The 26518-nt window shown below is 68.1% G+C and carries 22 protein-coding genes and 1 pseudogene; 3 read left to right on the top strand and 20 right to left on the bottom strand.

The window, feature by feature from the left end; translation table 11 throughout:
- Positions 1 to 155: 155 nt before the first annotated feature.
- The gene (locus NR810_RS09425) at positions 156 to 449 is read right to left on the bottom strand and encodes a hypothetical protein (RefSeq protein ID WP_257450398.1); all 294 of its coding nucleotides are present in this window, start codon (positions 447 to 449) and stop codon (positions 156 to 158) included.
- Between the two features lie 76 nt (positions 450 to 525).
- Here NR810_RS09425 and NR810_RS09430 point away from each other — a divergent pair.
- Positions 526 to 1029: pseudogene (locus tag NR810_RS09430) on the top strand (alpha/beta hydrolase fold domain-containing protein).
- Between the two features lie 3 nt (positions 1030 to 1032).
- On the opposite strand, the gene NR810_RS09435 reads toward NR810_RS09430, so the two are convergent.
- From NR810_RS09435 to NR810_RS09460, 6 genes are all read right to left on the bottom strand, one after another.
- Positions 1033 to 1158 (bottom strand): hypothetical protein, encoded by a 126-nt coding sequence (locus NR810_RS09435; protein ID WP_257450401.1) that lies wholly within the window; start codon positions 1156 to 1158, stop codon positions 1033 to 1035.
- 54 nt (positions 1159 to 1212) lie between these two features.
- On the bottom strand, positions 1213 to 3825 hold the full coding sequence (locus NR810_RS09440; RefSeq protein ID WP_257450403.1) for a LamG domain-containing protein: 2613 nt from the start codon (positions 3823 to 3825) through the stop codon (positions 1213 to 1215).
- Positions 3826 to 3929: 104 nt separating this feature from the next.
- Positions 3930 to 4757, bottom strand: a complete 828-nt coding sequence (locus NR810_RS09445; protein ID WP_257450405.1) for an ion transporter — start codon at positions 4755 to 4757, stop codon at positions 3930 to 3932.
- Entirely contained in the window at positions 4754 to 5302 is a 549-nt protein-coding gene (locus tag NR810_RS09450) for a DinB family protein (protein WP_257450409.1), read from the bottom strand. The genes NR810_RS09445 and NR810_RS09450 overlap by 4 nt, the downstream gene beginning before the upstream one ends.
- Before the next feature lie 18 nt (positions 5303 to 5320).
- Positions 5321 to 6454 carry a cytochrome P450 gene (locus tag NR810_RS09455; RefSeq protein WP_257450412.1) on the bottom strand — a complete coding sequence of 378 codons (1134 nt, stop codon included), beginning with the start codon at positions 6452 to 6454 and terminating at the stop codon, positions 5321 to 5323.
- 159 nt (positions 6455 to 6613) lie between these two features.
- A complete protein-coding gene (locus tag NR810_RS09460; RefSeq protein ID WP_257450415.1) occupies positions 6614 to 7648 on the bottom strand; it encodes an aldo/keto reductase in 1035 nt (344 codons plus the stop codon).
- A 180-nt stretch (positions 7649 to 7828) separates the two neighbouring features.
- Here NR810_RS09460 and NR810_RS09465 point away from each other — a divergent pair, with 180 nt between their 5' ends.
- Positions 7829 to 11893: an MG2 domain-containing protein gene (locus NR810_RS09465; protein WP_257450418.1), complete on the top strand. Its 4065-nt coding sequence runs from the start codon at positions 7829 to 7831 to the stop codon at positions 11891 to 11893.
- 24 nt (positions 11894 to 11917) lie between these two features.
- Here the strand turns inward: NR810_RS09465 and NR810_RS09470 are convergent, their stop codons facing one another.
- Positions 11918 to 12922: a zinc-dependent alcohol dehydrogenase family protein gene (locus NR810_RS09470; protein ID WP_257450421.1), complete on the bottom strand. Its 1005-nt coding sequence runs from the start codon at positions 12920 to 12922 to the stop codon at positions 11918 to 11920.
- Between the two features lie 201 nt (positions 12923 to 13123).
- Here NR810_RS09470 and NR810_RS09475 point away from each other — a divergent pair, with 201 nt between their 5' ends.
- Positions 13124 to 13459: a hypothetical protein gene (locus NR810_RS09475; protein ID WP_257450424.1), complete on the top strand. Its 336-nt coding sequence runs from the start codon at positions 13124 to 13126 to the stop codon at positions 13457 to 13459.
- 72 nt (positions 13460 to 13531) lie between these two features.
- Here the strand turns inward: NR810_RS09475 and NR810_RS09480 are convergent, their stop codons facing one another.
- The 12 genes from NR810_RS09480 to NR810_RS09535 are packed head-to-tail and all read right to left on the bottom strand — an operon-like array spanning position 13532 to position 26301.
- Entirely contained in the window at positions 13532 to 14179 is a 648-nt protein-coding gene (locus NR810_RS09480) for a hypothetical protein (protein ID WP_257450426.1), read from the bottom strand.
- Complete coding sequence (locus tag NR810_RS09485; protein ID WP_257450428.1) at positions 14176 to 16086, bottom strand: hypothetical protein; 1911 nt, start codon at positions 16084 to 16086, stop codon at positions 14176 to 14178. The genes NR810_RS09480 and NR810_RS09485 overlap by 4 nt, the downstream gene beginning before the upstream one ends.
- Entirely contained in the window at positions 16086 to 16901 is an 816-nt protein-coding gene (locus NR810_RS09490; RefSeq protein WP_257450431.1) for a hypothetical protein, read from the bottom strand. The genes NR810_RS09485 and NR810_RS09490 overlap by 1 nt, the downstream gene beginning before the upstream one ends.
- Positions 16891 to 18894 carry a hypothetical protein gene (locus NR810_RS09495; RefSeq protein ID WP_257450433.1) on the bottom strand — a complete coding sequence of 668 codons (2004 nt, stop codon included), beginning with the start codon at positions 18892 to 18894 and terminating at the stop codon, positions 16891 to 16893. The genes NR810_RS09490 and NR810_RS09495 overlap by 11 nt, the downstream gene beginning before the upstream one ends.
- Positions 18895 to 18908: 14 nt before the next feature.
- Positions 18909 to 20777, bottom strand: a complete 1869-nt coding sequence (locus NR810_RS09500; protein WP_257450436.1) for a hypothetical protein — start codon at positions 20775 to 20777, stop codon at positions 18909 to 18911.
- A complete protein-coding gene (locus NR810_RS09505) occupies positions 20777 to 21403 on the bottom strand; it encodes an OmpA/MotB family protein (protein WP_257450437.1) in 627 nt (208 codons plus the stop codon). The genes NR810_RS09500 and NR810_RS09505 overlap by 1 nt, the downstream gene beginning before the upstream one ends.
- Before the next feature lie 9 nt (positions 21404 to 21412).
- Positions 21413 to 22120, bottom strand: coding sequence for a MotA/TolQ/ExbB proton channel family protein (locus NR810_RS09510; RefSeq protein WP_257450439.1), 708 nt, complete (start codon positions 22118 to 22120; stop codon positions 21413 to 21415).
- Between the two features lie 15 nt (positions 22121 to 22135).
- Complete coding sequence (locus NR810_RS09515; protein ID WP_257450441.1) at positions 22136 to 22765, bottom strand: tetratricopeptide repeat protein; 630 nt, start codon at positions 22763 to 22765, stop codon at positions 22136 to 22138.
- On the bottom strand, positions 22762 to 23724 hold the full coding sequence (locus NR810_RS09520) for a hypothetical protein (protein WP_257450443.1): 963 nt from the start codon (positions 23722 to 23724) through the stop codon (positions 22762 to 22764). The genes NR810_RS09515 and NR810_RS09520 overlap by 4 nt, the downstream gene beginning before the upstream one ends.
- Positions 23715 to 24920 (bottom strand): hypothetical protein, encoded by a 1206-nt coding sequence (locus NR810_RS09525; protein ID WP_257450445.1) that lies wholly within the window; start codon positions 24918 to 24920, stop codon positions 23715 to 23717. The genes NR810_RS09520 and NR810_RS09525 overlap by 10 nt, the downstream gene beginning before the upstream one ends.
- Complete coding sequence (locus NR810_RS09530) at positions 24917 to 25558, bottom strand: hypothetical protein (RefSeq protein WP_257450447.1); 642 nt, start codon at positions 25556 to 25558, stop codon at positions 24917 to 24919. Before NR810_RS09530 ends, NR810_RS09525 begins: the two co-directional genes overlap by 4 nt.
- Positions 25558 to 26301, bottom strand: a complete 744-nt coding sequence (locus NR810_RS09535) for a hypothetical protein (RefSeq protein WP_257450449.1) — start codon at positions 26299 to 26301, stop codon at positions 25558 to 25560. The genes NR810_RS09530 and NR810_RS09535 overlap by 1 nt, the downstream gene beginning before the upstream one ends.
- Positions 26302 to 26518 lie beyond the last annotated feature (217 nt).

Here is a 26518-nt window from a genome sequence, read left to right on the forward strand (position 1 = left end):
ATGTTGAGTGCCAGTGCGCGTCCGTCGACGATGCGCCGCCCTACCGCACTCGTGACACTGGCAACCACTACCGTCGAGCCAGCGCTCGCGAGCAACCCGTTGCGCTCTTCGTGCTACCGCACACTTTGATCTCGGAAGAGTCCAACAATCCGGTGCTAAGCGAGAAGGATTTCTAAAGCAGCTATTATATGCCTGTCAACTGATGCAACCATGTTCCATTCGTAGCGTGATTTTCTTCCCAGCCACCCCATATCCTCGCAACTCTTCTCGCAGGCACGGAGCTGTTCTTTCTCACCGGATTGGAACTTCAGGTACAGCACTTGTGTCGCGCCTGCTCCGTCTTTTTTGACGAACAGTTGCATGGCTTTGACATTGCCATTCACGCCAAAATCATTCCGTATGCCACTCGATCCGCAGGCCCGGAACTTCCTCGCCACGGTCGCCGACATGCCCCGCTCGATACCCGCACCGTCGAGGAGAACCGGGCGCAGTTGGCAATGGTCGCGCCGTTGACCGGGACGGGACATTGCCCGCCATTCGGGGGCGGTGGTGGTGTCGGTCGACTACCGCCGTTCCCCAGAACACCCCTTCCTGGCGGCCTACGAGGACTGACTGGCCGTCACGCGTGCCCTGCTGGACGGCGGCGCGAGGCTCGGCACGGACCGGACGCGGGTCGCCGTCGCGGGTGACAGTGCGGGCGGCAACCTCGCGGCGACCGTGGCCCAGGGCCTGCGGGGCACGTCCCCGGGACTCGTCCATCAGGTGCTCATCTATCCCCTCACCGATGCGCGCGTGGGCCGGACGCCCAGCTACGCGGAGTTCAGCGAGGGTCACCTCATGACCCGCCGCCACATCGAGTATTTCCTGAAGGCCTACGCGGTGGCGCTGCGCGCAGCGGGCGTCCCGGCCGAGTACCGGTGCTTCGCGGGCCAGGTCCATCCGTTCGTCCTGCTGGCCGGTCTCATCGACGCCGCGCACGACGCCCGACGGCTGATGGGCGAGCGGCTGCGCGAGGCGTTCGGCGGCTGAGAATCAGAAGTCGAGGGTCGCGGTCTGTGCGCGCGAACAGTCCGTGACCTTCATCTTGACCGTCTTGACCACCCCCTGCTCGGGCGTGGTGCCCGAGGCCGGCACATTGTTGAGCTCAACCTGGCTCATCTGGCTCCCCTGCCCCGGACATGCGCGCTGCGCGGGGCAAGGGAGCCGGTGCAATCAGGGAACGAACTTCCACGTCTGGGTCACCGCGGGCTTGAAGCAGTGGACGTGGACGGTGGTGGTGCTGGGCACCTCCTGGAGGACTCCCGCCCCGTAGCCACGCGACTGGCACCACTTGCTGACCTCCAGCCGCGACTCCGCGGAGGTGAGGTTGCCCGCGTTGGAGGCGGGCCCGAGCACCGACCGGGGAACGTCCTGCATGAGCCCCGAGTTGAAGCAGCCCACCCAGGGCCGGGAGGTCATCTCGAAGATCTGCCCGGTCGTCCAACCCAGGCCCTGGCACCACCGGTGGGCGGCGGCGGAGCAGTCGGTGGACTGTGAGAACCGCTCATCCGTGCATCCCGAGTGACGGCGCGCCAGCTCCTCGAAGGTCACCCCCAGGCTCTGGTGCTGGATGGGAGCGCAGGCCACGTTGACCTCCGTGCTGGTGGCGGAGGCGGGAACGCCCAGCAGGGAGATGGGCGGGCGGTTGCCGATGACCTGCTGGAGGGTCTCGTAGAAGTTCGAGGCGCTGCTCAGCGCGTCATCGGCTCCGCGCTGGGCGCAGACGCGGTGCATGGACACGGCGCATGCCTGCGAGCCCAGCGCCGAGACACTGTTGCACGCGGGGTGCTGCTGATTCATGACGAACTGGCCTCCGGTGGGCTCCTCCTGGATGGCGGCCTCCTTGCAGTCCGCACCCATCGTCGTCAGGCAGATGCTGCGGTTGGAGCGCGCGTTGGTGAAGAAGCGCACCTCGTCGATGGCGCCCTTGAACGAGCCCTCCCCTGTCGCCGGGCAGCTCTGGGTGTCCAGGTTCGAGCCCGCGCCGATGAAGAGGGAGCCCGTGCCCAGCCGGAAGGAGCCGGGAGCGGTGGGCAGCGCGCGCCCCGTGGCCTTGCCGTTGATGTACTCGCCGAACTGTCCGGTGACGCCATCCCAGGTATAGGCCAGGTGCGTCCACACGCCCTTGGGAAGAGGCTGACTGAACCCCAGGCGGACGCGCTGCCCGTTGATCACGAACGACATGTGCACCGCGCCGTTCGCCTCGTAGATGAGGTCCAGACCGCCGGGCTTCGCCAGGAGGTAGCGGTAGGGATTGCCCGTGCAACCCTGGTTGATGGCGGCGTCCGGGCGGATGGCGAGTTGCACGGTGAAGCCCCGCACGAGCGCCCCGACACCGGGAACGGTGCTGGAGGGGTCGGTCAGGTTCACGGTGGCGGCGCCTCCGCCGGCGAGCACCAGGGCCTTGCCCTTGCCGTGCGGCTCCCACAAGGAGCCCGAGGGCGGCTGCGTCACGTCGTTCTTCTCGGAGATCTGCGCCGCGCCCACGAGCGAGCCCGTGTAGAAGCGGCCCGAGCCATCGGGCGTGCGCGTCAGGTCATACGTTCCTCCCCGGGTGACCATCTCATTCATGGGCAGGAAGAGCAGCTGGTAGGGATTGAGCAGCTCGCCCAGGTCGACCTCGTTGTAGTCCGCCGTGTTGCTGCCGAAGAGCGCGAGCACGTCGTGCGTCTTGGTGACGGGGAGGAAGCGGGTCTCGTTGCTCGAGCCCGGCGGGAAGTTCTGGGCGGGAGCGCGCTCCTGCTCGAAGTTCCACATGGGGCCCGAGTAGAAGAGGTGCGCGATGTCCTGCCGGTCGGTGTTGATGCTCCCGTCGATGTGATGGGCGATCCACCCCGTGTCCGCGCCAATCAGGCTCATCGCCTCGCGACGCCCGCCCGCGGCCCCGGTGAAGCCGACGGCGGCATAGAGGACGTTGCGGCCCTCGTGGTCCACCCAGGGATAGGCGGCACGGATCAGGTTGCCGCCCGCCACGGTGTCACCGAAGTCCTCGCCCGTGGCCGCCTTCATCCGCTGCCAGGCCATCGGGTAGCGCTTGAGGCCCGGGTTGGGGTCGTTGAACATCATGGACAGGGGCCGGGGATCGCTCCAACCCGTGGCGGCGCAGGGGGTGGGGTTGTAGCTGTACATCAGGTGATCGATGGCGCCGTCGTTGCGGGGGCCGCCCTGGAAGAGGAACAGCCGCCCGTCGGAGGTCATCGTCGGCTCGATGCCCATGATGGGGGCACCCGAGACGGTCTTCAGCTCTTCCAGCGTCCCCGTGGAGAACGAGGCGATCTCCGCCTGGGCGGTGAAGGGCTGGCTGACCCGGACATCCGCGGTGCGGCGGCGGAAGCGGTTCGGGCCGTTGAACATCATCGAGTCGAAGATGAAGGGCTGGTAGACGGCGACGCCGCTGCTGAGCGTGTAGGGCTGCGCCGGGTTCGTGAAGCAGAAGGTCAGCGCGTTCTCCCCGTTCTTCACCTGGAGGGTCTTTCCGGGGGAGAAGGCGCTCGAGAAGCCCGGCTTCCCCTCGGCGTCGTAGGTCACCGCCTCGGGCCGGAACACCCGGGCCCTCCAGGTGGTGGTCGTCGTCGCGTGATCCTCCCCCACGTTGCCGATGAAGATCCGGCCATCAATGGTCGAGGCGTGGCCGTTGGAGCCGAAGGGCGTCGAGATGCGCGTATTCACCAGCGAGGGCCGCGTCGCCGCGGCGGCCTCCGTCGCGGACAGGACGAGCCCGAGCAGGGGCACGAGGAAGCGCGACAGCGAGCGCGGAGGGGGCCAGGTACGGACGGGTGGGACCATGCGGGGCTCCTTGTCTTTGGAAAAGCCGCTATAGCAGTTTTCCAAGACTAAAAGGAGTCACCTCCGCGAGGCGGGACGCCTCGCCGCGGACCACCCATGATCCGTCAGAGGCGGGTGCCGCAGTACTTGCAGTGCACCGCGTCCACGTCATGGCCCTCGGCGCCACAACCGGGACAGGCCTCGGGGTTGAGGCCCTTCCGGCTGGCCGCCGCGAGCTCCACCGACACGATGCCCGTGGGGACCGCGAGGACTCCGTAGCCCAGGATCATCAGCACCGACGCGATGAATTGCCCGGGGACGGTCTTGGGAGTGATGTCGCCGAAACCCACCGTCGTCATGGTGACGATGGCCCAGTACATCCCGCGCGGGATGCTGTCGAAGCCGTTCTTCTCGCCCTCCACCATGTACATCACCGAGCCCATGATGACGACCGTGCTCAGCACCGCGCCGAGGAAGACGGTGATCTTCGGACGGCTCGCGCGCAGGGCGGTGAGGAGCACCTCCGCCTGCCCGAGGAAGCTCACCAGCTTGAGCACGCGGAAGACGCGCAACAGGCGGAGCACGCGGACCACCAGCAGCGACTGGGCCCCGGGCAGCAGCAGGCTCAGGTAGGTGGGCAGGATGGCCAGCAGATCCACCAGACCGAAGAAGCTGGACACGTAGAGCAGCGGGCGCCTCACGGACAGGAGCCGCAGCCCGTACTCCACGGTGAAGAGGATGGTGAAGACCCACTCCACGAAGCGGATGGCCTCCCCGTACCGCTCGCGGATGGGCGCCACGCTCTCCAACATCACCGCCAGGACGCTGAGGAGGATGGCACACAGCAGGGCCACGTCGAACGCCTTCCCCGCCGGGGTGTGCGACTCGAAGATGACCTCATGTAGCCGGGCGCGGGCTCCAGCGGGAGGACTCTGTTCGGAGGGGTGCGTCACGCGCTCACTGTAGACGAGTTGCCCGAGGCGCGGACGGCGTAGAGGAAGCGTGCGTAGCCGATCTCGGCGGCGTTCTTCGTGAGCTCGATATTGACCCACGCGACGACATCGCCGAACGGACGGTCCTGCAAGGGCCATCGCGTCCGCTGTGCCGATCGCAGGTCATCGTCGGTGACCTGCTCGAGCACGGCTCGCCACTGAGTCTGGAGCTGGCCGATCCACTCGCGTACGCCGTCGGCGGTGCCAGGCCACGGAACGCTCTCGCGGGAGAGCGTCCCGTCGCCGGATGAGTGATCGAGCACCATGGACCACCAGAAGCCGAGGTGCCACGTCAGCCACGCGATACTCGACGGGCCGATGTCGTAGTCCTCGCGATCCGGCCAATCGGCGCGCCACCGCCCATCGGGGATTCGATGCACGTGCAATCCCTTCTGGGCGGGACGCCACAAACACTCCTCGGTGGTGAGTCCGTTGAAGTGGTAGCTGGTGAGCGCCCACGCCGTTTCGAACTGCCGGCTCAAGTAGTCACGAAGTTCGTTGGCCATGGGCGGAGTGTAGCCGGGTCAGGCCGGGATGAGCTCCACCGGCAGCACCCGCGGCCCGTGAATGGCGTAGCCGGGGAGCCATTCAACCTCTGGCGAGCGGAGCTTCAGCTCGCGGATCCTCGAAACGAGCGCCTCCAGCGCGAGCCGCGCCTCCATCCGGGCCAGCTGCGCGCCCAGGCAGAAGTGGCCGCCCTGCCCGAAGGTGAGGTGCTGGGTGCCCTTCTCGCGGCCGGGGAGGAACTGCTCCGGCTGCTCGAACACCCGCTCGTCGCGGTTGGCGGATACGATGAGGCCCAGCACCAGGTTCCCCGCCGGTATCTTCGTGCCAGCCAGCTCCACGTCCGACAGGTTCATGCGGAAGGTGAGCTGGACGGGAGACTCGTACCGCAGCACCTCCTCGAGGAAACGAGGGATGTGCGCCTTGTCCGCCCGCGCCCGCTCGAGCTGCTCCGGGAAGCGGGCGAGGAGGATGGCCGCGTTGCCGATGAGCTGCGTCGTCGTCTCCATTCCCGCGGGCAGCAGCAGGAAGAGGAAGGACAGGATCTCGTCATCGGTGAGCTTCCGTCCCTCCACCTCCGCGCGGACGAGATCGCTCACCATGTCCTCCCCTGGCTTGCGCCGGCGCTCGGCGATGACGGCCCCCAGGTACTCCTTCATCTCCCTCACCGTGGAGCGGATGCCCTCGTAATGCTCGGGGGCCGCGGAGGAGATGAGGCCCATGGAGACCGACCACCGCTTGAACTCCGAGAAGGTGCTCGGCTCCAGACCGAGCATGTAGCCGATGACGTTGCGGGGCAGGAGGAAGGAGAAGGCGTCCACGAGATCCACCTCGCGCTGGCGGACGGCGGCCTCGGCGAGCGACTCGGCCTCCCGGCGAACCACCGCCTCCAGCCGGGCCAGCCCCGTGGGGCCGAAGGCGCGGCTCACCAACGCGCGCAGCTGGGTATGGCGGGGTGGATCCTGCGACAGCAGCGAGTGGGCAACCGGGTTGCTCCCGAGCCAGGACGGCTCGGAGGTCACCGCGAGGGCCTCGGAGGAGAAGCGCTGTGCGTCCTTCTGGACGGCGAGGACGTCCTCGTAGCGAGACGCCGCATAGGCGCCAAAGGGCTCGACGCGGCAGAGCCCAGGCTCGCTCCGCATCTTGGCGAACATGGCATTGCGCTCGGAAGTCGTGGTAGGGGCGAACAGGTCGTACGTCTGCAGATCATCCTCCTTGTAGGGAGGAGCGACGCTAGACCACCACTCCGACAGTCTCCATGGACCCCCGGCGAAGGGGGGCCGGTGGTGAAGATGAGAAGGGCCTGACCCGCTTCAAGAATTCAGGAAGGTATTGTTCTCGCTGAACCGCTGATGGTGCCAGTAGGGGTAGGCGGGGGGCGTGGTGCTCGCCGCGTCGAGCTTCGCCACCTGCTTCGGGGTGAGATTCCAGCCGATCGCGCCCAGGTTCTGGCGCAGTTGCTCCTCGTTGCGTGCGCCGATGATGACGTTGGCGACCGTCGGCCGCTGCAGCAGCCAGTTGATGGCCACCTGCGGCACCGTCTTGCCGGTCTCCGCCGCCACCTCGTCGAGCGCATCCACGACCCGGTAGAGGTACTCCTCGGGGATCTGGGGGCCGCCCGCGGCCGTCTGGGAGTTCTGGAGCCGGGTGCCCTCGGGTAGGGGCTGGCCGCGGCGGATCCTGCCCGTCAACCGGCCCCAACCCAGCGGGCTCCAGGCGATCGCGCTGACCTTCTGGTCGAGCCCCAGAGGCATCAGCTCCCACTCGTAGTCGCGCCCGACGAGCGAGTAGTACGCCTGGTGGGCCACGTAGCGCGCGAGGTTGTGGTGCTCCGACACGGCCAGCGACTTCATGAGGTGCCAGCCCGGGAAGTTCGAGCAGCCGATGTAGCGGATCTTCCCGGCGCGCACGAGGTCGTCGAGCGTGTTGAGTGTCTCCTCGACGGGGGTGATGGGATCGAAGCCGTGGAGTTGGAAGAGATCGATGTAGTCGGTGCCCAGGCGGCGCAGGCTTCCCTCGACCGCGCGGTTCAGGTGGTAGCGCGACGAGCCCACGTCGTTGGGACCGGGGCCCGCGCGGAGGGTGGCCTTGGTGGAGATGATCACCCGCTCACGGCGGCCCTTGATCGCCTGGCCGAGGATCTCCTCGGCCATTCCGCCCGAGTACACGTCGGCCGAGTCGAACATGTTCAGCCCGGAGTCGAGGGAGATGTCGACGAGCCGGGTGGCCTCCTTCACGTCGCTGCTGCCAAAGCCCTTGAAGAACTCGTTGCTGCCTCCGAATGTCCCCGTGCCGAGACTGAGGACGGGAACCTTGAAGCCCGAAGCGCCGAGTAGTCTGAATTCCATGGAGTAGACCTGTTTGTTGGGGGCCCGCGTTGGTGCGGAGCGGCACCCAAGCTACCCAAGCGAATGGGGAAGACTCCAGGGCACGGCGGCAGTCGCCCGTAAATCAGGAAGAATATCCAGGCAGACCTTTCGATACACCCATCCGTTCTCAAGCACCTATTCTCTGTCCCAGGGAATTTCATGCTCGAACACGTCGTCCCGCGCGTCCTCCTCGCGCTCGCCACCGTTGGCCTCGTCCTTCCCCTGCCCCTCCATCAGCAGGTACTGGCTGCCCGGGCGGACACGGCCTCACTCGGCGGGCCCGGCCGCTCTCTGACCTTCATCAGCACCGACAAGCCCCTCTACCGGCCCGGTGAGCAGGTGATGGCAAGAGGCCTCTTGCTCGACGCCCGCGGCCATACCCCCCTGGCGAACGCGGTGGGGGCCACCGTGGAGATCCGGGGTCCCAAGGGAGACGTCGTCACCTCCGCGAGCGTGGTGAGCCAGCACTCGGTCTGGGGCTACTCGTGGACCATTCCGCAGGACATGCCCGGGGGCGAGTACACGCTCCGCGTCTCCTCGTCCTGGACGGGTGATGCCCCCGCCGAGCGCAAGTTCGACGTGCGTGCCTACCGCGCTCCCCGGCTCAAGTCGCAGATCGAGTTCCTCCGCGATGGTTACGGACCGGGGGACACGGTCACCGCCACGCTCGACGTGAAGCGTGCCGAGGGCGGTGTTCCCTCGGGCGCCCGGGTCACCGCCACCGCGCTCGTGGATGGTGTCACCGCGGCGCAGGTGACGGGCGTGGTCGACGCGCGGGGGTTGTGCACCGTCAGCTTCAAGCTGCCCACCCGGATCGAGCGGGGCGAGGGCTCTCTCGCCTTCGCCATCGAGGACGGTGGGGTGGTCGAGACGGCGGCCAAGACGATCCCCATCCTGCTGCAGACCCTCGATCTCACCCTGTATCCGGAGGGCGGCGACCTGGTGGCGGGACTGCCCTCGCGCGTCTATTTCCAGGCGCTGACGCCCGAGCAGAAGCCCGCGGACCTGTCCGGCGCGGTGATCGATCTGTCCACGGGCCAGGTGGTGGCACCGGTGCGCTCGGAGCACGAGGGCCGGGGCCGCTTCGAGCTGACCCCGAAGGCCGGTGTGAAGTACGCGCTGCGCATCGACGAGCCCTCGGGCATCCGCAAGCCCTTCCCACTGCCCGAGGTGAAGGCCCGGGGCGCGGTCCTCCGCGCGAGCGAGGACGTCATCCCCGCCGGACAGCCCGTGGTGCTCACCGTGGGGCTGTCGGGGGTGAAGCAGGCGAAGCTGACCCTGAGCCAACGTGAGGTGGAGCTCGACTCGTCGCGGGTGGACCCGAACGAGAAGGTCATCCTCGACCCGAAGGACGCGGACGGAGTGCTCATCGCCACCGTGTGGGACGCCGACGGCCGTCCGCTCGCGGAGCGGCTGGTGTTCCGCCAGCCCGCGAAGACTCTGTCCATCGAGCTGAAGGCGAACAAGCCGCGCTATGTGCCGGGCGACCAGGTGGAGCTCACCGCCCGGACGACGCGCGGAGGCAAACCGGTCTCGGCGCTGGTGATGCTCACCGTGACGGACGACGCGGTGCTGGAGCTCATCGAGAAGCGGGATCAGGCGCCCCAGTTGCCGGTGATGGTGCTGCTCGAGCCCGAGGTGAAGGAGCTGGCCGACGCCCAGGTCTACTTCGACGAGAAGAACCCCAAGGCGAAGCTGGCGGTGGACCTGTTGCTGGGCACCCAGGGCTGGCGGCGGTTCGCATTGGCGGACACCGAGCGGTTCGTGGCCCAGCATGGCGATCCCGCCCGGCGCGCGCTCGCCGTGCGGATCCAGCTCCTGGACGAGCGGTTCGACGGGGTCCCCGCCTCCGCGGGGGCGCTGGTTCCCCAGGCCGCGCATGTCCCCCAGGAGGTGCCGGTCCCCCAGGCCGCGCCGCCCGCCGCCCCCCCAGTCCCATCCGCCAAGAAGCCCGTGGCGCCCAGGGGCATGGCGGAGGCGGAGCGCAGGGCCAAGAAGGAGGCCCCACGGCAACCGGGCATCGCCGCGCGGAGGCCACTGGCGGACAAGATGATGGCGGGGGTGGAGGTGGAGCCCGTGGTCTATTTCCGCGAGTACGCCCACACGGTGCGGCCCGGGCGCAAGCCGGGGGACCGCGTGGACTTCACGGAGACGCTCTTCTGGAACGTGGGCGTGCGCACCGACCCGAAGACGGGGGAGGTCCGCGTCTCGTTTGGCCTGAACGACTCGGTCACCAGCTTCAAGGCGTTCGCGGGGGCCGTGGGGGATGACGGCGCGCTCGGCTCGGCGGTGGCCACGCTCGAGTCGGTGCAGCCCTTCTATGTCGAGCCCAAGCTGCCGCTCGAGGTGACGTCCGGGGATGTGATCCAACTGCCGCTGGCGCTGGTGAATGGCACGTCCACGACGCTCCAGGGAGCGGCGGTGAAGGTGGGCCTGAGCGGTGACGTGAAGGCGTCCTCCCTCAGCGGGATGAACCTGGCCGCGAACGAGCGGGCCCGGCGCATCCTGGAGCTGAAGGTCGGTTCCCAGTCCAGACCCGTGGACGTGACGCTCACGGCGACCGCGGGCAGCTACGTGGATACGGTGAAGCGCACGCTGAGCATCAAGCCCAATGGCTTCCCCCTCCGTGCCTCGTTCGGCGGGCTGCTGTCGTCACGGCAGCCGGTGGTGCACCCGGTGACGCTGCCCGCCAACCATGTGCGCGGCAGCGTGAAGACCTCCATCGCGGTGTACCCCTCGCCCCTGGCCAACATGACCGAGTCGCTGGCCCGGCTCATCCAGGAGCCCTCCGGCTGCTTCGAACAGACGAGCTCGACCACCTACCCGATGACGATGGCGCAGCAGTACTTCCAGACGCACAGCGGAGTGAGCCCCGAGCTGGTGGCGTCGGCGCGCGAGAAGCTGGAGACGGGCTACAAGCGGCTGGTGGGCTTCGAGTGCCCGGAGAAGGGCTACGAGTGGTTCGGTGAGAATCCGGGCCACGAAGCCCTCACGGCGTTCGGGTTGATGCACTTCAGCGACATGAAGCAGGTGCGGGACGTGGACGCCGCCATGCTCGAGCGCACGCGGGCCTGGCTGCTCAAGCAGCGCGATGGAAAGGGAGGCTTCGAGCGGAAGCGGCGCGCGCTCCACACCTGGGTCGAGGACTCCGACACGTCCAATGCCTACATTCTCTGGGCCCTGCTGGAGAGCACGGACAAGCCGGCGGAGCAGGCCCGTGAGCTGTCCAAGGAGGTGGGCGCGCTGAAGGCGGCCGCCCTCGAGAGCCAGAACAGCTACGTGCTCGCACTCGCCGCGAACGTGATGGCGCTCGCGGGGGACGGGGCCGAGGCCCGCAAGCTCATGGAGCGGCTCGCCGCGAAGCAGGGGAAGACAGGGGTGGTGGAGGGAGGCACGCAGTCGATCGTCGGCAGCTCGGGCGGGACGCTCCAGATCGAGACCACCGCGCTGGCGGTGCTGGCCTGGCTGAGGGAGCCCTCCCACCTGGTGAACGTGGAGCGCTCGATGCGGTTCCTGGCGGACTCGTGCGAGGGAGGCCGCTACGGCTCGACCCAGAGCACGGTGCTCGCGCTGCGAGCCATCGTCGCCTACGATCAGGCGCGCTCGGCGAAGCGGGCTCCAGGCTCGGTCCGCGTCTACGTCGACGGCCGGCCCGTGGGCGGCGCCGTGAAGTTCGATGGCGGGGCGCAGGAGGCGCTCAAGCTTCCGGACGTGTCCGAGCTGCTCACGGTGGGCGAGCGGAAGATCGAGCTGCGGATGGAAGGCGGCTCGGAGCTGCCCTACTCGATCGAGGTCACCTACAACGCCCTCGTGCCGGCCAGCTCGCCAGACACCCGGGTGGACCTGGAAGTGGCGCTGGCGAAGACGGCCCTGACCGAGGGCGAGCCGACCGAGGCACGCGTCCGGGTGACGAACCGGAGCGACCAGAAGCTGTCCACCACGGTGGCGATCTTCGGTGTGCCGGGCGGTCTCGAGGTCCGGCATGACCAGCTCAAGGAGCTGGTGAAGAAGCACACGGTGGATGCCTACGAGGTGATCGGCCGCGACGTCGTCCTCTACTGGCGGGGCATGGAGCCGCGCAAGAAGCTGGAGGTGCCCTTGTCGCTGATCGCGGCGGTGCCGGGCACCTACACGGGTCCGGCGAGCCGCGCGTACCTGTACTACGCGGACAATCACAAGGTCTGGCGCGACGGCCTCGAGGTGTCCATCGCTCCGAAGCAGTGAGCGGCGGCGAGAGAAGGGGTCCGTTCACCACTCGAGGCAGATCTTGCCGAAGTGGCGACCCGACTCCTGGCGGCGGAAGGCGTCGGCGATGCCTTCGAGCGGGAAGCTCGAGTCAATCACCGGTTTGATGCCGTTCGCCTCGATGGCGCGGATCATCGCGAGCTGATGCTCGCGAGAGCCAACGGTCAGTCCGCTGATCCGCACGTTGCCCGACATGATGGCGGCCGTCGGCACCTCGCCGACAAAGCCCGCCAACACGCCGATGAGCCCGATGTGGCCCCGCAGGCGGCAGGCCGCGATCGACTGCGTGAGCGTACCGGCGCCGCCAATCTCGACGACATGATCGACTCCGCGCCCGCCGGTCAGCCGCCTCGCGGTGGCACCCCAGGCTTCGTCTCGCTTGTAGTTGATGACATGGTCCGCACCCAGTGCGGTCAGCCGCTCGAGCTTCTCGTCGGAGGACGAGGTGGCGATGACGCGCGCGCCAGCGGCCTTGGCGAACTGCAGCGCGAAGATCGACACACCGCCCGTGCCTTGGACGAGCACTGTCTCACCGGGCATGAGCGTTGCTTCCACGAACAGTGCGCGCCAGGCGGTGAGCCCGGCGCAGGTGAGCGTCGCGGCCTCGGCGTGGCTGTAGCCGGCTGGCGCGCGGGTGAAGGCGGTCGCGGGCGCCACCACCTCCTCGCGCGCATAGCCGTCGTCCGCGTCGCCAGGCACCGAGGACAGACTTTCGAGCGTCGGCTCACCGCCCAGCCAGCGCGGGAAGAAGGTGCTGACGACGCGGTCGCCGGGCGCGAACCCGGTGACCCCCTCCCCCACCTCGACTACCTCGCCGGCACCGTCTGACATCGGAATGCGGCCGTCGGGCGTCGGACCCCTGCCAGTCACGACGAAGTAGTCGTGGTAGTTGAGTGAGCTGGCGTGCAGCCGCACCCTGATCTCGCCTTTGCCCACTGGCGGTAGCTCCGCCGTTCCGAGCTCCAACCGCTCGAGCCCGCCAGGTTTCCTCAGCCTGATCGCACGCATCCTGTCCTCCCTCGTTGGATTTAAAACACATCTCAACTCAATTTATCAATCGTTGCGATTCGACTTCACACTCCCGAGACATTGAAACCGATACACATTACAGCGCAGCCACCCGAATACCGTATATTCAAGCATGTTTGCGTTTGAGCCGTTTCCTGCTTATTAGCGTCCAGCCGTCCAACCCCAAGAGGAGACACCCTCATGATGAACGTGCGGATGCTTTGTGGTGCGGTGGGAATGTCGATGCTGCTCACCACGGGATGTGGCGGGCCCGAGCAGGTGGGTGGCGAGGAGTCCGCGGAGCAGCTCGGCGTCAGCAAGGCGGCGGTTGTCCGTTCGGTGTGCTGGCCCGCGCTCGGCGTTTACGCGGGGCCGGGGACCCACTACACGCTCCTGACCACGCTGCACAGCGGCAGCGGCAACAACTTCGATACGACCAGCGACCCCTTCCCGGCCAATGGTTATTACTGGGTAAGCGGGTACACGACCCAGGGCGGAACCTTCGGCTACGTGCGCTGGGACGGGCTCTGCCACTAGGCAGACGTCTGTCCAAGTAATACATACCGCCGGCTCCACGCACGGAGCCGGCGGCGCGGTTCGAGCCCCTCGTCAGAACTCGATGACGATGCTGACCCGGCCAGGCAGGTCCTGCTTCTGCTCGGGCTTCAGCCGGTAGCCCGGGCTGGAGAGGACGCCCAGGACGCAGTCGCGTTGCTTCCCGCTCAGATCGCCGCCCGTTCCCACGAGCTCGAGCGCATGGTCGGAGACGGAGCCGCTCGCGGCGTTCACCGCGGCCGTCCAGCGCAAGGCGCCGGGTCGATCGGTCCCACTGAAGCACTGGGCCAGGCGCGGGCTGCGCGCCGCGACCTGAAGGCGGAAGTCGTCCAGCCAGCTCGGCGAGATCTGCGCCTCGTTCTGGTAGCTCCCCCGCCGCTGACGCTCCATCCGATCGCTGAAGGCCTTCGGCTTGCTCGCGGGCGGCGCGGGCTTCTTCGGCTTCACCTCCGGCGCGGGGTTCACCACCGGCTCCGGTGGCGGCGCGGACGGCGACGGCGCGCACTCACAGCGCACCAACATCGCCAGGAGCAGCAGCGCGGCGATCGTCACCGCTCGACGAATACGTCTCCGCCTCTTCTCGCGTCGAACGGATGGGACCTGCTCCACCCGCTCGCGTGCCGCCCGCCTCATGAGCTCCGCCGAGCGGCGCAGTTCCTTCTTGCGCCGGCGCAGCTCTTGCCGAAGCTCCCTGGGGGTCATTCGGTGAGCCTCCACCCGAAAACGAGTGCGCCCTTCGCGTCCCGCCACTCCACCGGCTCGAGCACGATCGGCGTGAATACGGATGGCGCCTCGGGCTCGGGCGGCCTGAAGGGCCATGGCAGCGGATCGGCCGGCGCGAGGCGGATGCTCCCGGCAAAGGTCGAGCGCGTGGGTGACAGCGCCCGCGCGTTCCCGCTCACCGAGTCATCGAGGTGGCTCAGGCCGTCGAGGATCGACTGGGTCCGCTCCATGAGCTCTTCGGCCGTCCGGCTCTGCGACTTCACCGTTGTGGATTCGACGGTCAGGGGCCGGAGCACCACGAGCACGTGCTTGAGCGTCGGAACGTTGGCCCGGCGGACGTCCGCATCCTCCGCTTCGATGTTCTCGAGGAGCTGTCGCACGAACCTCAGCACCGACGAGGGCTCCTCGGGGAGCGCGTCGCGCAGCCGCGTCGCCATCTCTCCCGGCTTTCCCTGCGACAGCGGCCGGAGCCGCTCGAGCGTCGCATCGAAGGAGCCACCGCGCCGGGCGGTCCGGGTAATCCGCTCGAAGGAACGCTCGTCGGCGCGCAGCGCGGCGCGCCAGACCAGATCCTCGATGACCTGGTTGTACTCCTGCCGCGGAACCAGCGCCTTCAGCGTGGCGACGACCTCGTCGTTGGTCTCGTAGCGGGAGAGCACGTATGACAGCCATCGCCGTGCGAGCCCCAGGGTGACGGCCGCCTCGCGCGAGGTCTCGGCCTGCTGCATGGCGTACGCGAAGGAGCGCAGGGACTCCTGCAGCTCTCCCACTTCCAGGAAGCCCACGCCCCGGTGCAGCGCGACGACGGATCGCTCGCGGAACCCGGTGCTCTCATCGAGCTCGAGGAGGCGCTTGCCACGTTCGCCCGAGGTCAGCGCGCCGCGCAGCTCCGTCGAGTCGCTCGCTCCCATGAAACCGATCCAGGCCTCGAGCTCCTTCCCGTCCTTGCGGCGGATCAGCTCGTCGATGATCCCGAGCATGAGCTTCTGGAGCGCGTCCGGCTCCTTCGACAGCGGCTGCGCCCGAGCGAACAGGAACAGCCGCCGCTCCCGGTTCAGCGCCAGCCACTCCTGAGGGGTCCAGGTCAGGCTTCGTCGAAGGAACGCCGCCTGCGGCGAGTCCTCGGGGAAGGTCTCCAGCTTGCGCCGGAGCTCCGCCGCGCCGGCCGCGGAGACGCCGACCCCCCGGGCCTGCTGCGCGATATTCCGAGCGTCGCGACGCGCCTTGCGCGCCTCCAGGTCCGCGATCACCAGATCGAGATCGAAGATGCGCGCCTCCACCACCGACAGGTTCCGGACCTTCTCCCGCACCAGGGTGGCGCGCGACTTCACCAGCAGATCGCGCAGGAGCCAGCCCGCGTTCAGTCGATCCTTGAGGTCGAGGAACGGGGTCCGTCCGAACCGCAGCGCCGTGGTGGCCGGCAGCAGGCAGTTGGTACGGAAGAAGGTCACGGAACGCAGCTCCTCCGCCGAGAGCACGTCCTGCAGCGAGATGAACCGCTGCTGGCGCCCGACCTCGAAGACGTCCCACGGAGCGGGCGTCGAGGGCGGCGGGCCTCTGCTGAGCCCGTGGACGATCATGTTGTGCAGCCCCAGCGGCCAAAGGCCCGCGCCCTCCCGCTCGTCATCCTCGAACCCGTCCTGGCACAGCCCGAGGCTCCCGAGCGCGGCCCACACCACGGAGCGGAATTCAGGATCCTCTCGCGGGCGCTCGCCCTGCTGGAGAAGGCTGTTGCGAAGCAGCCACAGCTTGAGCACGTCCTCCGGACGATGGTCCCGGAGCGCGAGGCGCGCGTTGTAGAAGACCACGGTCTGCTTGGACGCCGTCGCCTCCGCGGCCACGGCGCTCGACAAGAGGCCAGCGACGATGGCGACGACCCAGCGCATCAGAGTGTCCAGCCCAAGCCGAGCGAGAGCTCCCACCAGAGCCCCAGGCCCGTTCCGGTGACGCCGCCCAACAGCGGCACCGCCATCATCGCCCGCGGCGAAAGGAAGCCTCCGGACCCGAAGTACACGTCCACGGAGAGCCCCGCGAGGAGGCCATACCGGGCAGGGTCGATCTGCATGCCACCCGGCCGCGAGGACTCGAGCTGCCCCAGCTCATGGTCGGTGAGGCGCGGCGCGAGGATCGAGGTGGCGACCTGCTGGAACTTCATGCCGCCCATCGACCCCGGGTAGAAGAGATAGCGGAAGCCAGCGTTGGCCGAGAACACCAGCTGGGTCGCGGGGAAGAAACCGGGCAGCGCGGTCACCACGCCCTCCGCCAACGGGTACCCGACGTTGATGTCGAGCTCGAAGCGGCTGGGGCGGCCGTGTTGGCGGTACGGCGTGAGCGCCAGCTTCTCGGTGCTGTCGGTTCCCCACGTGAACGCGCGGGTAATGGCCACCTCCCCCACGAAGCTCCCGAACGGCTTGCGCGCCATGAGTCCAAGGCGGGTGCTGCCGAAGTTGTTCCGCTCGAGGAGCTCGCTGCCGATCAGCCCGAACCCGAGGGTGGACTTCCGCCAGTCGAAACGCACCGACTTCGAGGCCGCGCCGATCATCCGCTCGGTGAGCGCGTCGATCGGCGTGCGGAAGCCCTCCAGCGCGTCGTCGACCTTCTCGGGGTCGGCGGGGGGCGGTTCCGGGGCCTGCGCTTCCGCGGCCAGCACGGCGCGCGGCAACGACAGGAGGACGAAGAGGACGAGGAGGCTACGGATCATGCGGGAAGCCTCCGTCACCCGGCCGCGGGAACATCGGGCGATAGCACTGCATGCGGTAGGCGTCCCGGAACAGCGCCTGTACGTTGTAGGTGACGCTCGTATCGAACGTCGGGTGAGCGCAGAAGCGCGTGCATTGCGCCAGGATGTCGCCCACGGGGAACTCGCCCGTCGTCCACGTCTGGCTTGCCCAGGTCTCCTCGCGGGAGCTGACAATTCCGAACGGCACGGAGAACGAGTAGGCCGTCGCGGCTCCGGCGAGATAGCTCTCGTATTTCGCCTTCAACAGGAACGGGAAGTCCCAGAACAGCCCGAGCGCATACGCGGGCTGCGGGGCCGACTGGTGCAGTTCGGGAAGCAGCTCGAGCCCTACCGGCTCCGGCGTGCTCGGAGTGCGGAACACAATCCTCCTCTTGTCCGCCTCCGGGCAATAGGAGAACGCATCGCCCGGCTCCGCCGTGATGAGCTCGTTGTTGTAGAAGGTCGCGGTCCCGAACTCTCCGATCGGTACGTTGTCGGAGAGCGGCGTGTGCTCGGGAGCCCGGAACGACATCGAGGTCATCCTCCCCGCCTGGGCCTCCGAGTACTTCCCGATGAACCGGAGGTACTGCGCACGGGTCGTCAGGATCGGGATCTGATTGAAGCGGAACGGCCCGAGCTGGAGGTCGGGGATCTCCGACACCGCGGGGCAATTGCTCGACGCGTCCGCTGGGACCTCGCCGAGGTCGTCGACCGGGTGGTTGGGTGGGCACCACAACACCAGTCGCCGGAGCTCCGGGCGCCCGACGACGTGCACCACGCTGTCGTAGACGAAGGCACCGGTGACTCGCGGCGAGCTCTTGTCCCGCTCGAAGGGCAGCACTTTCTGGAGCGCCTCCTCGAGCACGGTGCCCAACCGGCCCGTCGTGTCGTCGTGATGGAGACCCAGCACGAGGACCATGTCCCGCCCCTGCATCCGCACCTGATCGATCCGCGTGCGGAACTGGGAGGCGAGCTCGTCGGCGAACCCGCGAACGTTCCAGTCGTCGATGCAGATCTCCGGAGCGTCCTCGAGAAAGAGGCGCTGCTCCTGCATCTTGTAATGCGGCGAGGAGATCGTCCGTCGGCACGGGCTCAACATGAACTTGACCGGGATGTTCTCGGTGATCGGGCTGCGCAGGACCGGGAAGGCCGGGCGGACCTGCGGGTTCTTTCGCGCCAGCGTCACCGCCTCGAAGGTGCCCCCCTGTGCATCGGTGACGGTCGAGCGCGCACAGACGACCGGGGACTCGGACGCCGACAGCGGAAGCGTGCCCACGTCGAACACGGCCCGATCGGTGGTCTCCACCGGTCCGAAGTCCAGCGGCGGCAGCGCTCCCGGACAGCCCGGAACCGAACCGTAGCCGTACGGGTTCTGGCCGAAGTTCGCGGCGATGGCGCCGTGCCGCCGGTCGGAGATGGAGAAGTGGCGCCGCAGTCCGTACTTCTGCACGTCGTGGTTCCGCAGCGTCGGGAACTGGTGCCGGGCGCGCCATTGCACGTGCGTGTTGGTCTCGTCGAACACGCCGTACACCAGCAGGCTCCGGTTCGTGTGCGCCGGCCCCCTGCCGATGACGTTGAGGACCACGCGCGCGTTCAGCGCCATCTCGCCGTCACGGTGGTAGCGCAGCCGCAACCTCACGTCGCGCGGCGGCTCGCCAAGCGCCAGGCTGGTGCTGCCGCACACGCTCTTGGGGCCGCAGTCGACCGGAACGTGGGTGTGAACCGTGCGGAGCTGTGACAGCGGCGTCCAGGGCAGCTCGAAGTGATCGGTGCGGACCGTGAGCTCGATCTGGCTCTCGGGCCCCAGCCCCTGCTCGGCGTTGGCCTGGTAGAAGACGAAGAGCGTGTCCTCCTCCTCGAACCAGGCCACGTCCGCGAGCGCGAAGCCCGCGTTGATGTCGACGATCGGCACCTTCTCGCAGGCGGCGACCGCGATGGCGATGATCCCGATGAGCAGCAGGCGCGCGCGGTCCATCCCGTCCACCTCACCTAGGCGATGATCTCCGCGAAGGAGACCTTCCCTCGCGCGACCTGCTTCTTCACGGCCGAGATCAACTCGTTCTGGCCGCGCCGCGCGGCCCTGAGCTGCTCCTCGCGCGAGACGAACGACATGTTGGCGCGGATGGCGTTCTGCATCGTCGGCGCGAGCCGCGCGATGAAGCTCTCCTGCCACGCTGGCTGCTGCACCGAGGACCAGCCGGCGAGCCCCCGGACGTCGACGTCGAGCAGCAGGTCCCTCTGGAGCTCGTCGGGCAGCTTGAGCAGCATGTCGCCGTAGAGGATGTCCTGGTACCAGAGCGGCAGCGTCCCGCCGGAGCGCCCCAGCGCGCGCGCGAACAGCTCACCGCGCGCGGAGGACTCGATCAGCGGCAACAGCACCGAGAGCGCGCCGGCGGCGTCGAACTGGCGACCCCGGTCCAGGATGCCCTGGGCCGGAGGAGCCGGGGGAAGCGGCTTCCCCGCGCGCGCGGCGTCGAGCACCTCGAACAGGTGGACCGTCTCCTCCTTCGAGATGCGGTTGGACGCGAGCAGCTCGTTGGCGATCCGCACCCGCAGCTCGGGCGACATGATCCGCGCCACGTCCTGCTGGCAATCGGTGGGCACGTGCCCGAACAGCAGCGCCCCATGACGTGGCGACAGGCTGTCGATCAGGTTCGCCACGCCGTTGGAGCCGAACTCCTCGCGGAGGCTGCGGTACACCTCGGCGTCCGCCTGGGCCATCAGCGTGGAGGAGATGGCGTGCTGGTTCAGCAAGCGGAAGAACTCCGCATCCGAGAGCAGCGCCTTCTCGTCCACCGTCTTCAGATACCCGGCGAACTCCACCTTGCGCACGGCGAGCTCACCGTCCGAGGTGAAGGCCAGGGACAGCCGATCGCCGAAGACGAAGATGGCCTTGGCCAGCAGCTCGAACTCGCCGGCCTTCAGCCAGTCGCGCAGCAGCTCCACCACCATGCTGTCGCCCTTGGCCAGCTCGGCCTGGGCGATCCGGTCGTTCCACAACTGCTGCTGGGCCGTGACGAACGCGGTCTCCGCATCCCCTTCTGAAGGCGCCGGGTCCGCCCCGTCTGGAGACGGCTCCTCGGCGTCCGGGGGCGTCTTGGCCTCCGCCGCCTTGTCGAACGAACCCGCCGCGAGCTGCGCCGCCAGCGCCTTCTCCTCGAGCGTCTCTCGCCCAAGGCGACGCAGGGCCCAGATGACGGTCAGCGCCGCCATCGTCAACATGACCAGCGCGATCATCCACGAGAAGTGCGGAAGCAGGCTGACCCAGAGCTCCCGCAGCGCGACGTTCGCTTCCCACGTCGTCGGCGCCGGCGGCTCCACCGGCTTCTCCTCGACCACCGGCGCTGGCGGCTTCGGGGGCTCGGGCGGAGGCGGAGACTCGCGCAGTCCCGGAGAGATCGGCTGGAGGATCTGCCGGCCGACCTTCACCTTGAGCCACCCCTTCGACAGCCGCTGCTCGAGGCGCCGGACCAGGGCCTGGACGTCCTGGGTGGGGACCGACTTCTCGTGGGTGAACTCGCACTGAGCCTGCGTCAGGTACTCCTGCGACGGCACGCTGCCGGGGCCTTCGGTCTGGCCGAGCCCGGGCAGGGAGCTGGTGCGCGGCATGTCGACGGTGACGTGGTCGCGGTAGACACAGCCCTTGGAGAAGCAGCGCTCGGGGGCGCAGTCCTGTGCCAGCGCGAGATCGAACTGACTCTCGAGCGTGCGCAGCTCCAGGAGGACGGGCGCGGGGACATGGCTCTGCGGCACCGGCGCCGGCGCGTCAGGGAGGCTGGTGCCGGTCGGGGGTTGGGTCTGGGCCTCCGCCACGGCGCTCAACGCGACCCAGGCGACGAGGACGGCGAAACGTCTCATCAGTAGATCCTCACGACGACACGGCGGTGCCGGGCCAGGCGCTCGTCTTCGCTCAGGCCCTTCAGCAGTTGCTCGGGGAGCGGCTTCGTCTCGGCGTAGCCCTCGACGCGGATGCGCGAGCGGTCGATCCCGACCTCCTCCAGCCGCTGCCGCACCATGATGGCGCGCGCGCTGGAGAGCTCCCAGTTGCTCGCGAACAGTCCACCACTCACGATCGGTGTCGAGTCGGTGTGCCCCTCGACCGCGAAGTTGTACTTCGACGAGTACGGCGAGAGCTCCTTCAGCATCGACGCCACGGTCTCCTCGAACTCCGGCCGGATCTTCGCCTTCCCCGAGTCGAACACGAGCCCGGAGTTGAGGGACACCTCCAGCCCCGCGTCGGTCACCGTGGTGGTCACGAGATCCTGCAGGTTCTTGGCGGCGATCTGCGCCTCGATCTCCTTGCGGATCGACTCCAGGCTCTCCGGGCTCTGCTTGCCGGAGATGCTCTGGGCGATCTGCTGCATCTTCAGCTTGCTGAAGTTCGCCGCGGTCAACAGCACCACGAAGAACAGCAGCAGGTTGGTGATCAGATCGGCATAGCTGAGTAGCCAGCTCTCCTCATGCCCCGCTTTCCGTCTTTGCATGGCTCACCTTCACCGCTCGCCACGGGAGACGATCTCGTTGACGCTCTTCTCGCACCGCTCGATCAACCCCAGGCGGTCGTCGAGCAACCCGTTGAGGTAGTGCCCGATCGGCCCGGCCACGCCGGCGCCGAACGCCACGCCGTACAGGGTCGCGAGCAGTGCCAGCGACATCGCCGCGCCGATGTTGAGGTTCTCCGAGCTCATGTTGCGGAAGAGCTGGATCATGCCGGTGATGGTGCCGACCATGCCGAACGCCGGCCCCAGCTTGGAGAGCATCTCCCAGTTGTGGATCGCCGGCTGCCACCGGCTGATCTCCTCATGCCGCAGCTCGGTGAAGGTCTTGTTGCTGGAGGCTTCGGTCGCCCGGTTCAGGATCAACTCCAGCATCTGCTTCACCGCGGGGAAGCGGCTGTTCGCGGCCAGATCGACCGCCTGGCTGCGCTTGCCATCGCGCCACAGTGCGGACAGCTGATCGCGCTCGGCCTCCATCGCCCGGGTGGTCCGACTGAACAGCGCCAGGCCGGGGATCAGCTCACGCAGGCACAGGATGGTGCGCCACGCGGTGGTGTGGCTGGAGCTCACCAGCACCGCCGAGCACGACCCGACCAGCACCATCACCAGCGCGTGGGCGTCGAACGCGGAGATGACCGCGTCGCTGCGATCCTTGAACCCGTACCAGATGATGAAGCCCAACAACACAAACCCGATGATCTGCACGAGATGCTTCTCCTGTTACTGCTGGCGCTGGAGCTCTTCGAGCTTCTTGCGGACGCCAGGCTCACTCTCGATGGCTTCGACCTGCTCGTAGATTTCGATGGCCTTCTCGCGCTCCCCCATCATCAGGAGCAGCGAGCCCTTGGCCCGAAGGAACTCGGGGTGCGACTTGTAGCGTGCCAACACGGTCTCACACCACTCGAGGGCCAGGTGGTAGTTGCCCTCGCGGGTGGCCTGCTCCATCAAGGTGCGCGCGCGGGTGATGCTCACCTCCGGCGCCTCTTCGTCGATGCGCAGGCCGCGCGCCCGGTAGGCCTCGATGAGCGCCTTGTCCGCCGCGGAGGGCGGCGGTGGCACCAACCGGCTGGCGGGGATGGTCTTCACGTCGCCGTTGCCCGCGCCGTGCTCGATGACGATGCGCTGACCCGTGGCCAGCATGGGCACGTCGACCTCGGTCATCAGGTTGCCGTCGTTCCAGCGGACCTTCATCACCGTGGTCGATCCGAAGCCGAAGGGCCGCACCAGTGTCCCCTCCTCCTTGAGCGCCTCGGGCTTCTTCGGCGCCGGCTCGACCAGGTAATAGGTGTAGTTCCGCGTCGCGCAGGCGGAGGCCAGGAGCGGCAGCAGGATGAGCAGGATTCGGTTCATGGCAGGAAGGGCAGCGCGGTGATGTTCATGAGGGAGATCCCGAAGCCGATTCTCCCGTTGGTGGATGCGGTGAACGTGACGCCGTAGTTCGAGCTGGCGATCGGCATGCGCACCACGAAGACACCGGTCAGCAGCGGGTCGATGACCTCGACCGACCCGCCGCTGATGCCGCTGGCGACGGCCGTGGGCACGCTCAGCAGGACCTTCGCGCCGACCATGATGTTCAGCGCGCTGGGGATGACGCGGTAGTAGGCGCCGCCCACCCCAATCAACGGGTCGTAGGCGGAGAGGGACAGGCCGGCGAGGTTCGCGTTGGTGTCGCCCCACTGCTCCGCCCAATCCAGGGAGATGTGCTGGCCGGGGTACATCGTCACGTCGAGGAACGTGTGGGTGAGGCTGTCTCCCCGCGCACGCCGCTCCAGCTCTTCAGTGAGGGTGAAGTTGCGGCGGGTGCGGGCCAGCTCGGTGAGCCCCGGGTCGAAGTTCTGCACGAACACGATGCGGCTGTTGTGCAGATCGATGATGCGCAACGAAACGCCCTCCAGCGTCTCGTCGAGCCAGATCGCCACCCGGGCCGACGGGGCCCTTCCACGTGCGTTCTCGTCCAGCCGGATGATCTCCTCTGTTCCCAGCGAGGTCGTGAACTGCTCGAGCCGGCCCTCCTCCACGAACAGGCGCGACGCCATGCACGCCTCGCAGGAACGGAGCGAGGCGGAGCCGAACACGCGAACCAGGGACTGCAACGCGGCGGTCGGGTACCAGGCTTTCGACTCCTCGAAAGCCGGCGAGACGCTCACCACGATGGCGGGAGTCACGTCCTTCAACGCGATCCCGCCCTGCTCCAGGCGCAGTGTGAGGGTCTCCTCCACCCGGGCGAGCGCCTCGCGCGAGGTGTCACGCTGGGCGAGGGCCACGGCCGGCAGCAACACGGCGAGGAGTGCGAGGTGCTTCAGAAGCAAAACGTCACCTCCGCGCCCACCGTGTGGAACTTCAGGAGATCGAGCAGGTTCAGGTGGGCACCGACCGAGGGCGCATTGTCGAGCGCCGGCGCGGACTCGAGGAACACCGAAGCCCCGATGCGATTCCCGACACGCAGCTCGAGCCCGATCGGAAACGCGGCGAAGGTGGCGTGGGGCTGGACGAGCAGCTGCGGGATGTTGGAGAGGACATCCTCCAGGTTCAGCACCTGGTTCTGGAACACCCGCGCGCCCTGCCCGTGGATGGAGATCACGGAGCCGCCCACGAAGACGTAGAGATCCGGCCGGGTGAGCGATGCGACCGAGCCGGTGAGCAGGCGGGAGATGCGCGCCTGCGCCATGAAGCCCGTGTGCAGCTGGGGCATCCAGGTGACGCCCGCCGAGAGGGTGCCGGTCCAGGCCCGCGCCTGGGTGAGCGCCACCTCGGTCCCGACCTGCAGCCAGATGAAGGGCATCGCCGCGACCGCGGTTCCGTTGGATGGCGGGGCGTAGCTCCGCACCGCGATGCGCATCGGCACGGTGAACACGCCGCGGCCCTGGAGGGCGTCGAGGTACTCCTTGCGTGCCTCGGCCGCGCTCTTGAGCTGGTCGCCCGAGCGCAGCAGCGCCGGCGACGACGTGGAGGTCGTGAGGGTCCGCGCGTGGATGATCGGAAGCGCCGGCTCCAGCGAGGTGATGCGGGCGCGCAGCACCAGCGCGCTGCCCTCCGCCTCGAAGTCGAGGAAGATCGCATGGCGCGCACCGGAGAGCGCGCCCGCGGCGGCCAGCGTTTCCGGCTGGTCCACGCCGCGGGAGACGATCGTCCCCTTCGCGCCCGAGTGCACCACCACTGCGGTGCACTGCGGGCAGTGCGCCAGGGTCAGCCGGGTGCGCGGGTTCTTCACCACCAGGTTGGCGAAGTGGTTCTCGATCAGGGCCGCCAGTCCACTGCCGAAGCCCACCGGTACGGTGACGTCGGCGAGCACCACCGGTGTCTCCAGCTCGAAGACCGGCTGCTGCGTCCAGCCGTAGACGAGCTCGTCGAGCAGGTCGTACGCCTGCAGCTGGATCTGCCCTGCCACCTCCGCGCGGAGCTTCTCCATCTGCGCCCGCTGCGCCTCGGCGATCTCCGGGGCCACCGCCGCCCACGACGACGAGGAGACCAGCGCGAGCGTGAGTGCGAGAAGCGCCGGCCTCATCGCAGCCATCTCCACTCTCCATTCAGACACAGTCCGGCGTGGAGCTGCGTCTCCCGTTCGTCGATCAGCATGATCCCCAGGAACGCGTCGTTCTCGCCGAGCGCGCGTTGAGCGAAGTAGCGCTTGCACGCCAGCGGATAGGCATCCTTCGGCGCCATGCGGCCGAGCACCGCGATGTCGCCAGCGGCGAGGATCGGAACCTTGTCGGAGACCCTGCGTCCCTGCTCGGCGAGCTCGGTGCGCGCCGCCACCGAGATCTTCGCCGCCACCTCGGGCTGGGGATAGAAGGCGTCGACGTGCCAGTTGAGCTCGCCCTGCCCCAGCGCGCTGGCGACCTCGGCGATCTCTCCCACCGACTCGCGCAACGAAGCGAGGATGACTTCGTCGCGCTCCGGCCGCTCTCCATTGCGCATGATGCGCCGGGTGCAGATGAGCGCCTCGGACTCCTGGTTCGCCATGCGCGCGAGCGGCGCGGGGATCTCGCCCGGGTGGAGCTCATGCGCCCGCTGCTGGCTCACGCGCGAGCAGTCGAGGTTACGCGCCTCTGACTTGTCGTGCCAGATGCCGGGCGCGGGGTCGTACGGGCGCCCCGAGGACATCGAGAGTTGCACCAGGAGGAAAACCAGCAGGGTTTCCATTATGGCTCCGTGCCCGTCTGGCGCTGTTCGCCCCCGGCCTGGGGACGGGGCTCGAACGAGCGCAGCACGTCGGATCGGACCCGCGCGTTGAAGGCGAGCTGGCTCAGCTGTGCGTAGAAGTCGCGCGAAAAGTCCCGCGCCGGCGCCTGGCCCGTGAGCTCCTCCTCCGTTGGGCGCACGAGGGCGTCGAGCACCCAGTTCACGCCCCATATTCCGGCGCCGAAGTACTCGATGAAGCGCGCCTTCAGGCTGTCGGATGCGAGCAGGAACCCGCTCGCGTCGCGAATGGTCACGTCCTGCGCGACGCTGTACTCCGTGAAGGCCGGCACGATCGTGAGGGAGAGGGCCGTGAGGGCCCACAGAGGGCCGCTGCCCTCCTTGTGGAGGAGCCGCGACGAGAGATCGACGACCAGGTCGGGCTGGGTGCCCTCTTCGAGGTTCCGCGACGATCTGCCATTGCGAGGCACGTCGGTTTCGACCTTCGCGCCCTGGTTTCGGAACAGCGCGCCGACCCTGCGGCAGAGGAGCTCGGCGTCTCTCGCCTTGATGTAGTCCCCCGGGACGCAGCGCACGAGCAGGCGCATGCCCTCGAGGTTCGCGAGCTGCGGATCGACGATCGCCGGGCGCTGCAATGAGCTGAGCGGCTGGTAGACGGTGACGCAGCCGGAGAGCAGCGCGCCCAACAGCAGCACCCGGCCCGCGTCACTCGCATTGCGCCTGAATTTCACAGCACGGCTCATCATGAGGTCGGCGGCCTCGTGCAACTGTTGCGCCGACGCCCTTCAGAGGGAGAACGAGGCGAGCTGTGCGATCCAGGACCAGAGATCCGCGACACGGATGTCGCATTTGCGTGCATGATCGGGCGCGACCATATCAGAATCCTGAACCCGGCGTGTTCCCCTCCTCACATCCCCGCGAAGACAGCGGATTCACTCCCCTGTGACGCGACCAGCCCGCCGC

The sequence above is a fragment of the Archangium lipolyticum genome (assembly GCF_024623785.1).
In the GTDB taxonomy this organism is placed as follows: domain Bacteria; phylum Myxococcota; class Myxococcia; order Myxococcales; family Myxococcaceae; genus Archangium; species Archangium lipolyticum.

Coding starts and splice junctions, on each gene's coding strand:
- NR810_RS09425 (WP_257450398.1), bottom strand. CDS start 449: ATGTCGGCGACCGTGGCGAGGAAGTTCCGGGCCTGCGGATCGAGTGGC.
- NR810_RS09435 (WP_257450401.1), bottom strand. CDS start 1,158: ATGAGCCAGGTTGAGCTCAACAATGTGCCGGCCTCGGGCACCACGCCC.
- NR810_RS09440 (WP_257450403.1), bottom strand. CDS start 3,825: ATGGTCCCACCCGTCCGTACCTGGCCCCCTCCGCGCTCGCTGTCGCGC.
- NR810_RS09450 (WP_257450409.1), bottom strand. CDS start 5,302: ATGGCCAACGAACTTCGTGACTACTTGAGCCGGCAGTTCGAAACGGCG.
- NR810_RS09455 (WP_257450412.1), bottom strand. CDS start 6,454: ATGTTCGCCAAGATGCGGAGCGAGCCTGGGCTCTGCCGCGTCGAGCCC.
- NR810_RS09460 (WP_257450415.1), bottom strand. CDS start 7,648: ATGGAATTCAGACTACTCGGCGCTTCGGGCTTCAAGGTTCCCGTCCTC.
- NR810_RS09465 (WP_257450418.1), top strand. CDS start 7,829: ATGCTCGAACACGTCGTCCCGCGCGTCCTCCTCGCGCTCGCCACCGTT.
- NR810_RS09470 (WP_257450421.1), bottom strand. CDS start 12,922: ATGCGTGCGATCAGGCTGAGGAAACCTGGCGGGCTCGAGCGGTTGGAG.
- NR810_RS09475 (WP_257450424.1), top strand. CDS start 13,124: ATGATGAACGTGCGGATGCTTTGTGGTGCGGTGGGAATGTCGATGCTG.
- NR810_RS09480 (WP_257450426.1), bottom strand. CDS start 14,179: ATGACCCCCAGGGAGCTTCGGCAAGAGCTGCGCCGGCGCAAGAAGGAA.
- NR810_RS09485 (WP_257450428.1), bottom strand. CDS start 16,086: ATGCGCTGGGTCGTCGCCATCGTCGCTGGCCTCTTGTCGAGCGCCGTG.
- NR810_RS09490 (WP_257450431.1), bottom strand. CDS start 16,901: ATGATCCGTAGCCTCCTCGTCCTCTTCGTCCTCCTGTCGTTGCCGCGC.
- NR810_RS09495 (WP_257450433.1), bottom strand. CDS start 18,894: ATGGACCGCGCGCGCCTGCTGCTCATCGGGATCATCGCCATCGCGGTC.
- NR810_RS09500 (WP_257450436.1), bottom strand. CDS start 20,777: ATGAGACGTTTCGCCGTCCTCGTCGCCTGGGTCGCGTTGAGCGCCGTG.
- NR810_RS09505 (WP_257450437.1), bottom strand. CDS start 21,403: ATGCAAAGACGGAAAGCGGGGCATGAGGAGAGCTGGCTACTCAGCTAT.
- NR810_RS09515 (WP_257450441.1), bottom strand. CDS start 22,765: ATGAACCGAATCCTGCTCATCCTGCTGCCGCTCCTGGCCTCCGCCTGC.
- NR810_RS09525 (WP_257450445.1), bottom strand. CDS start 24,920: ATGAGGCCGGCGCTTCTCGCACTCACGCTCGCGCTGGTCTCCTCGTCG.
- NR810_RS09530 (WP_257450447.1), bottom strand. CDS start 25,558: ATGGAAACCCTGCTGGTTTTCCTCCTGGTGCAACTCTCGATGTCCTCG.
- NR810_RS09535 (WP_257450449.1), bottom strand. CDS start 26,301: ATGATGAGCCGTGCTGTGAAATTCAGGCGCAATGCGAGTGACGCGGGC.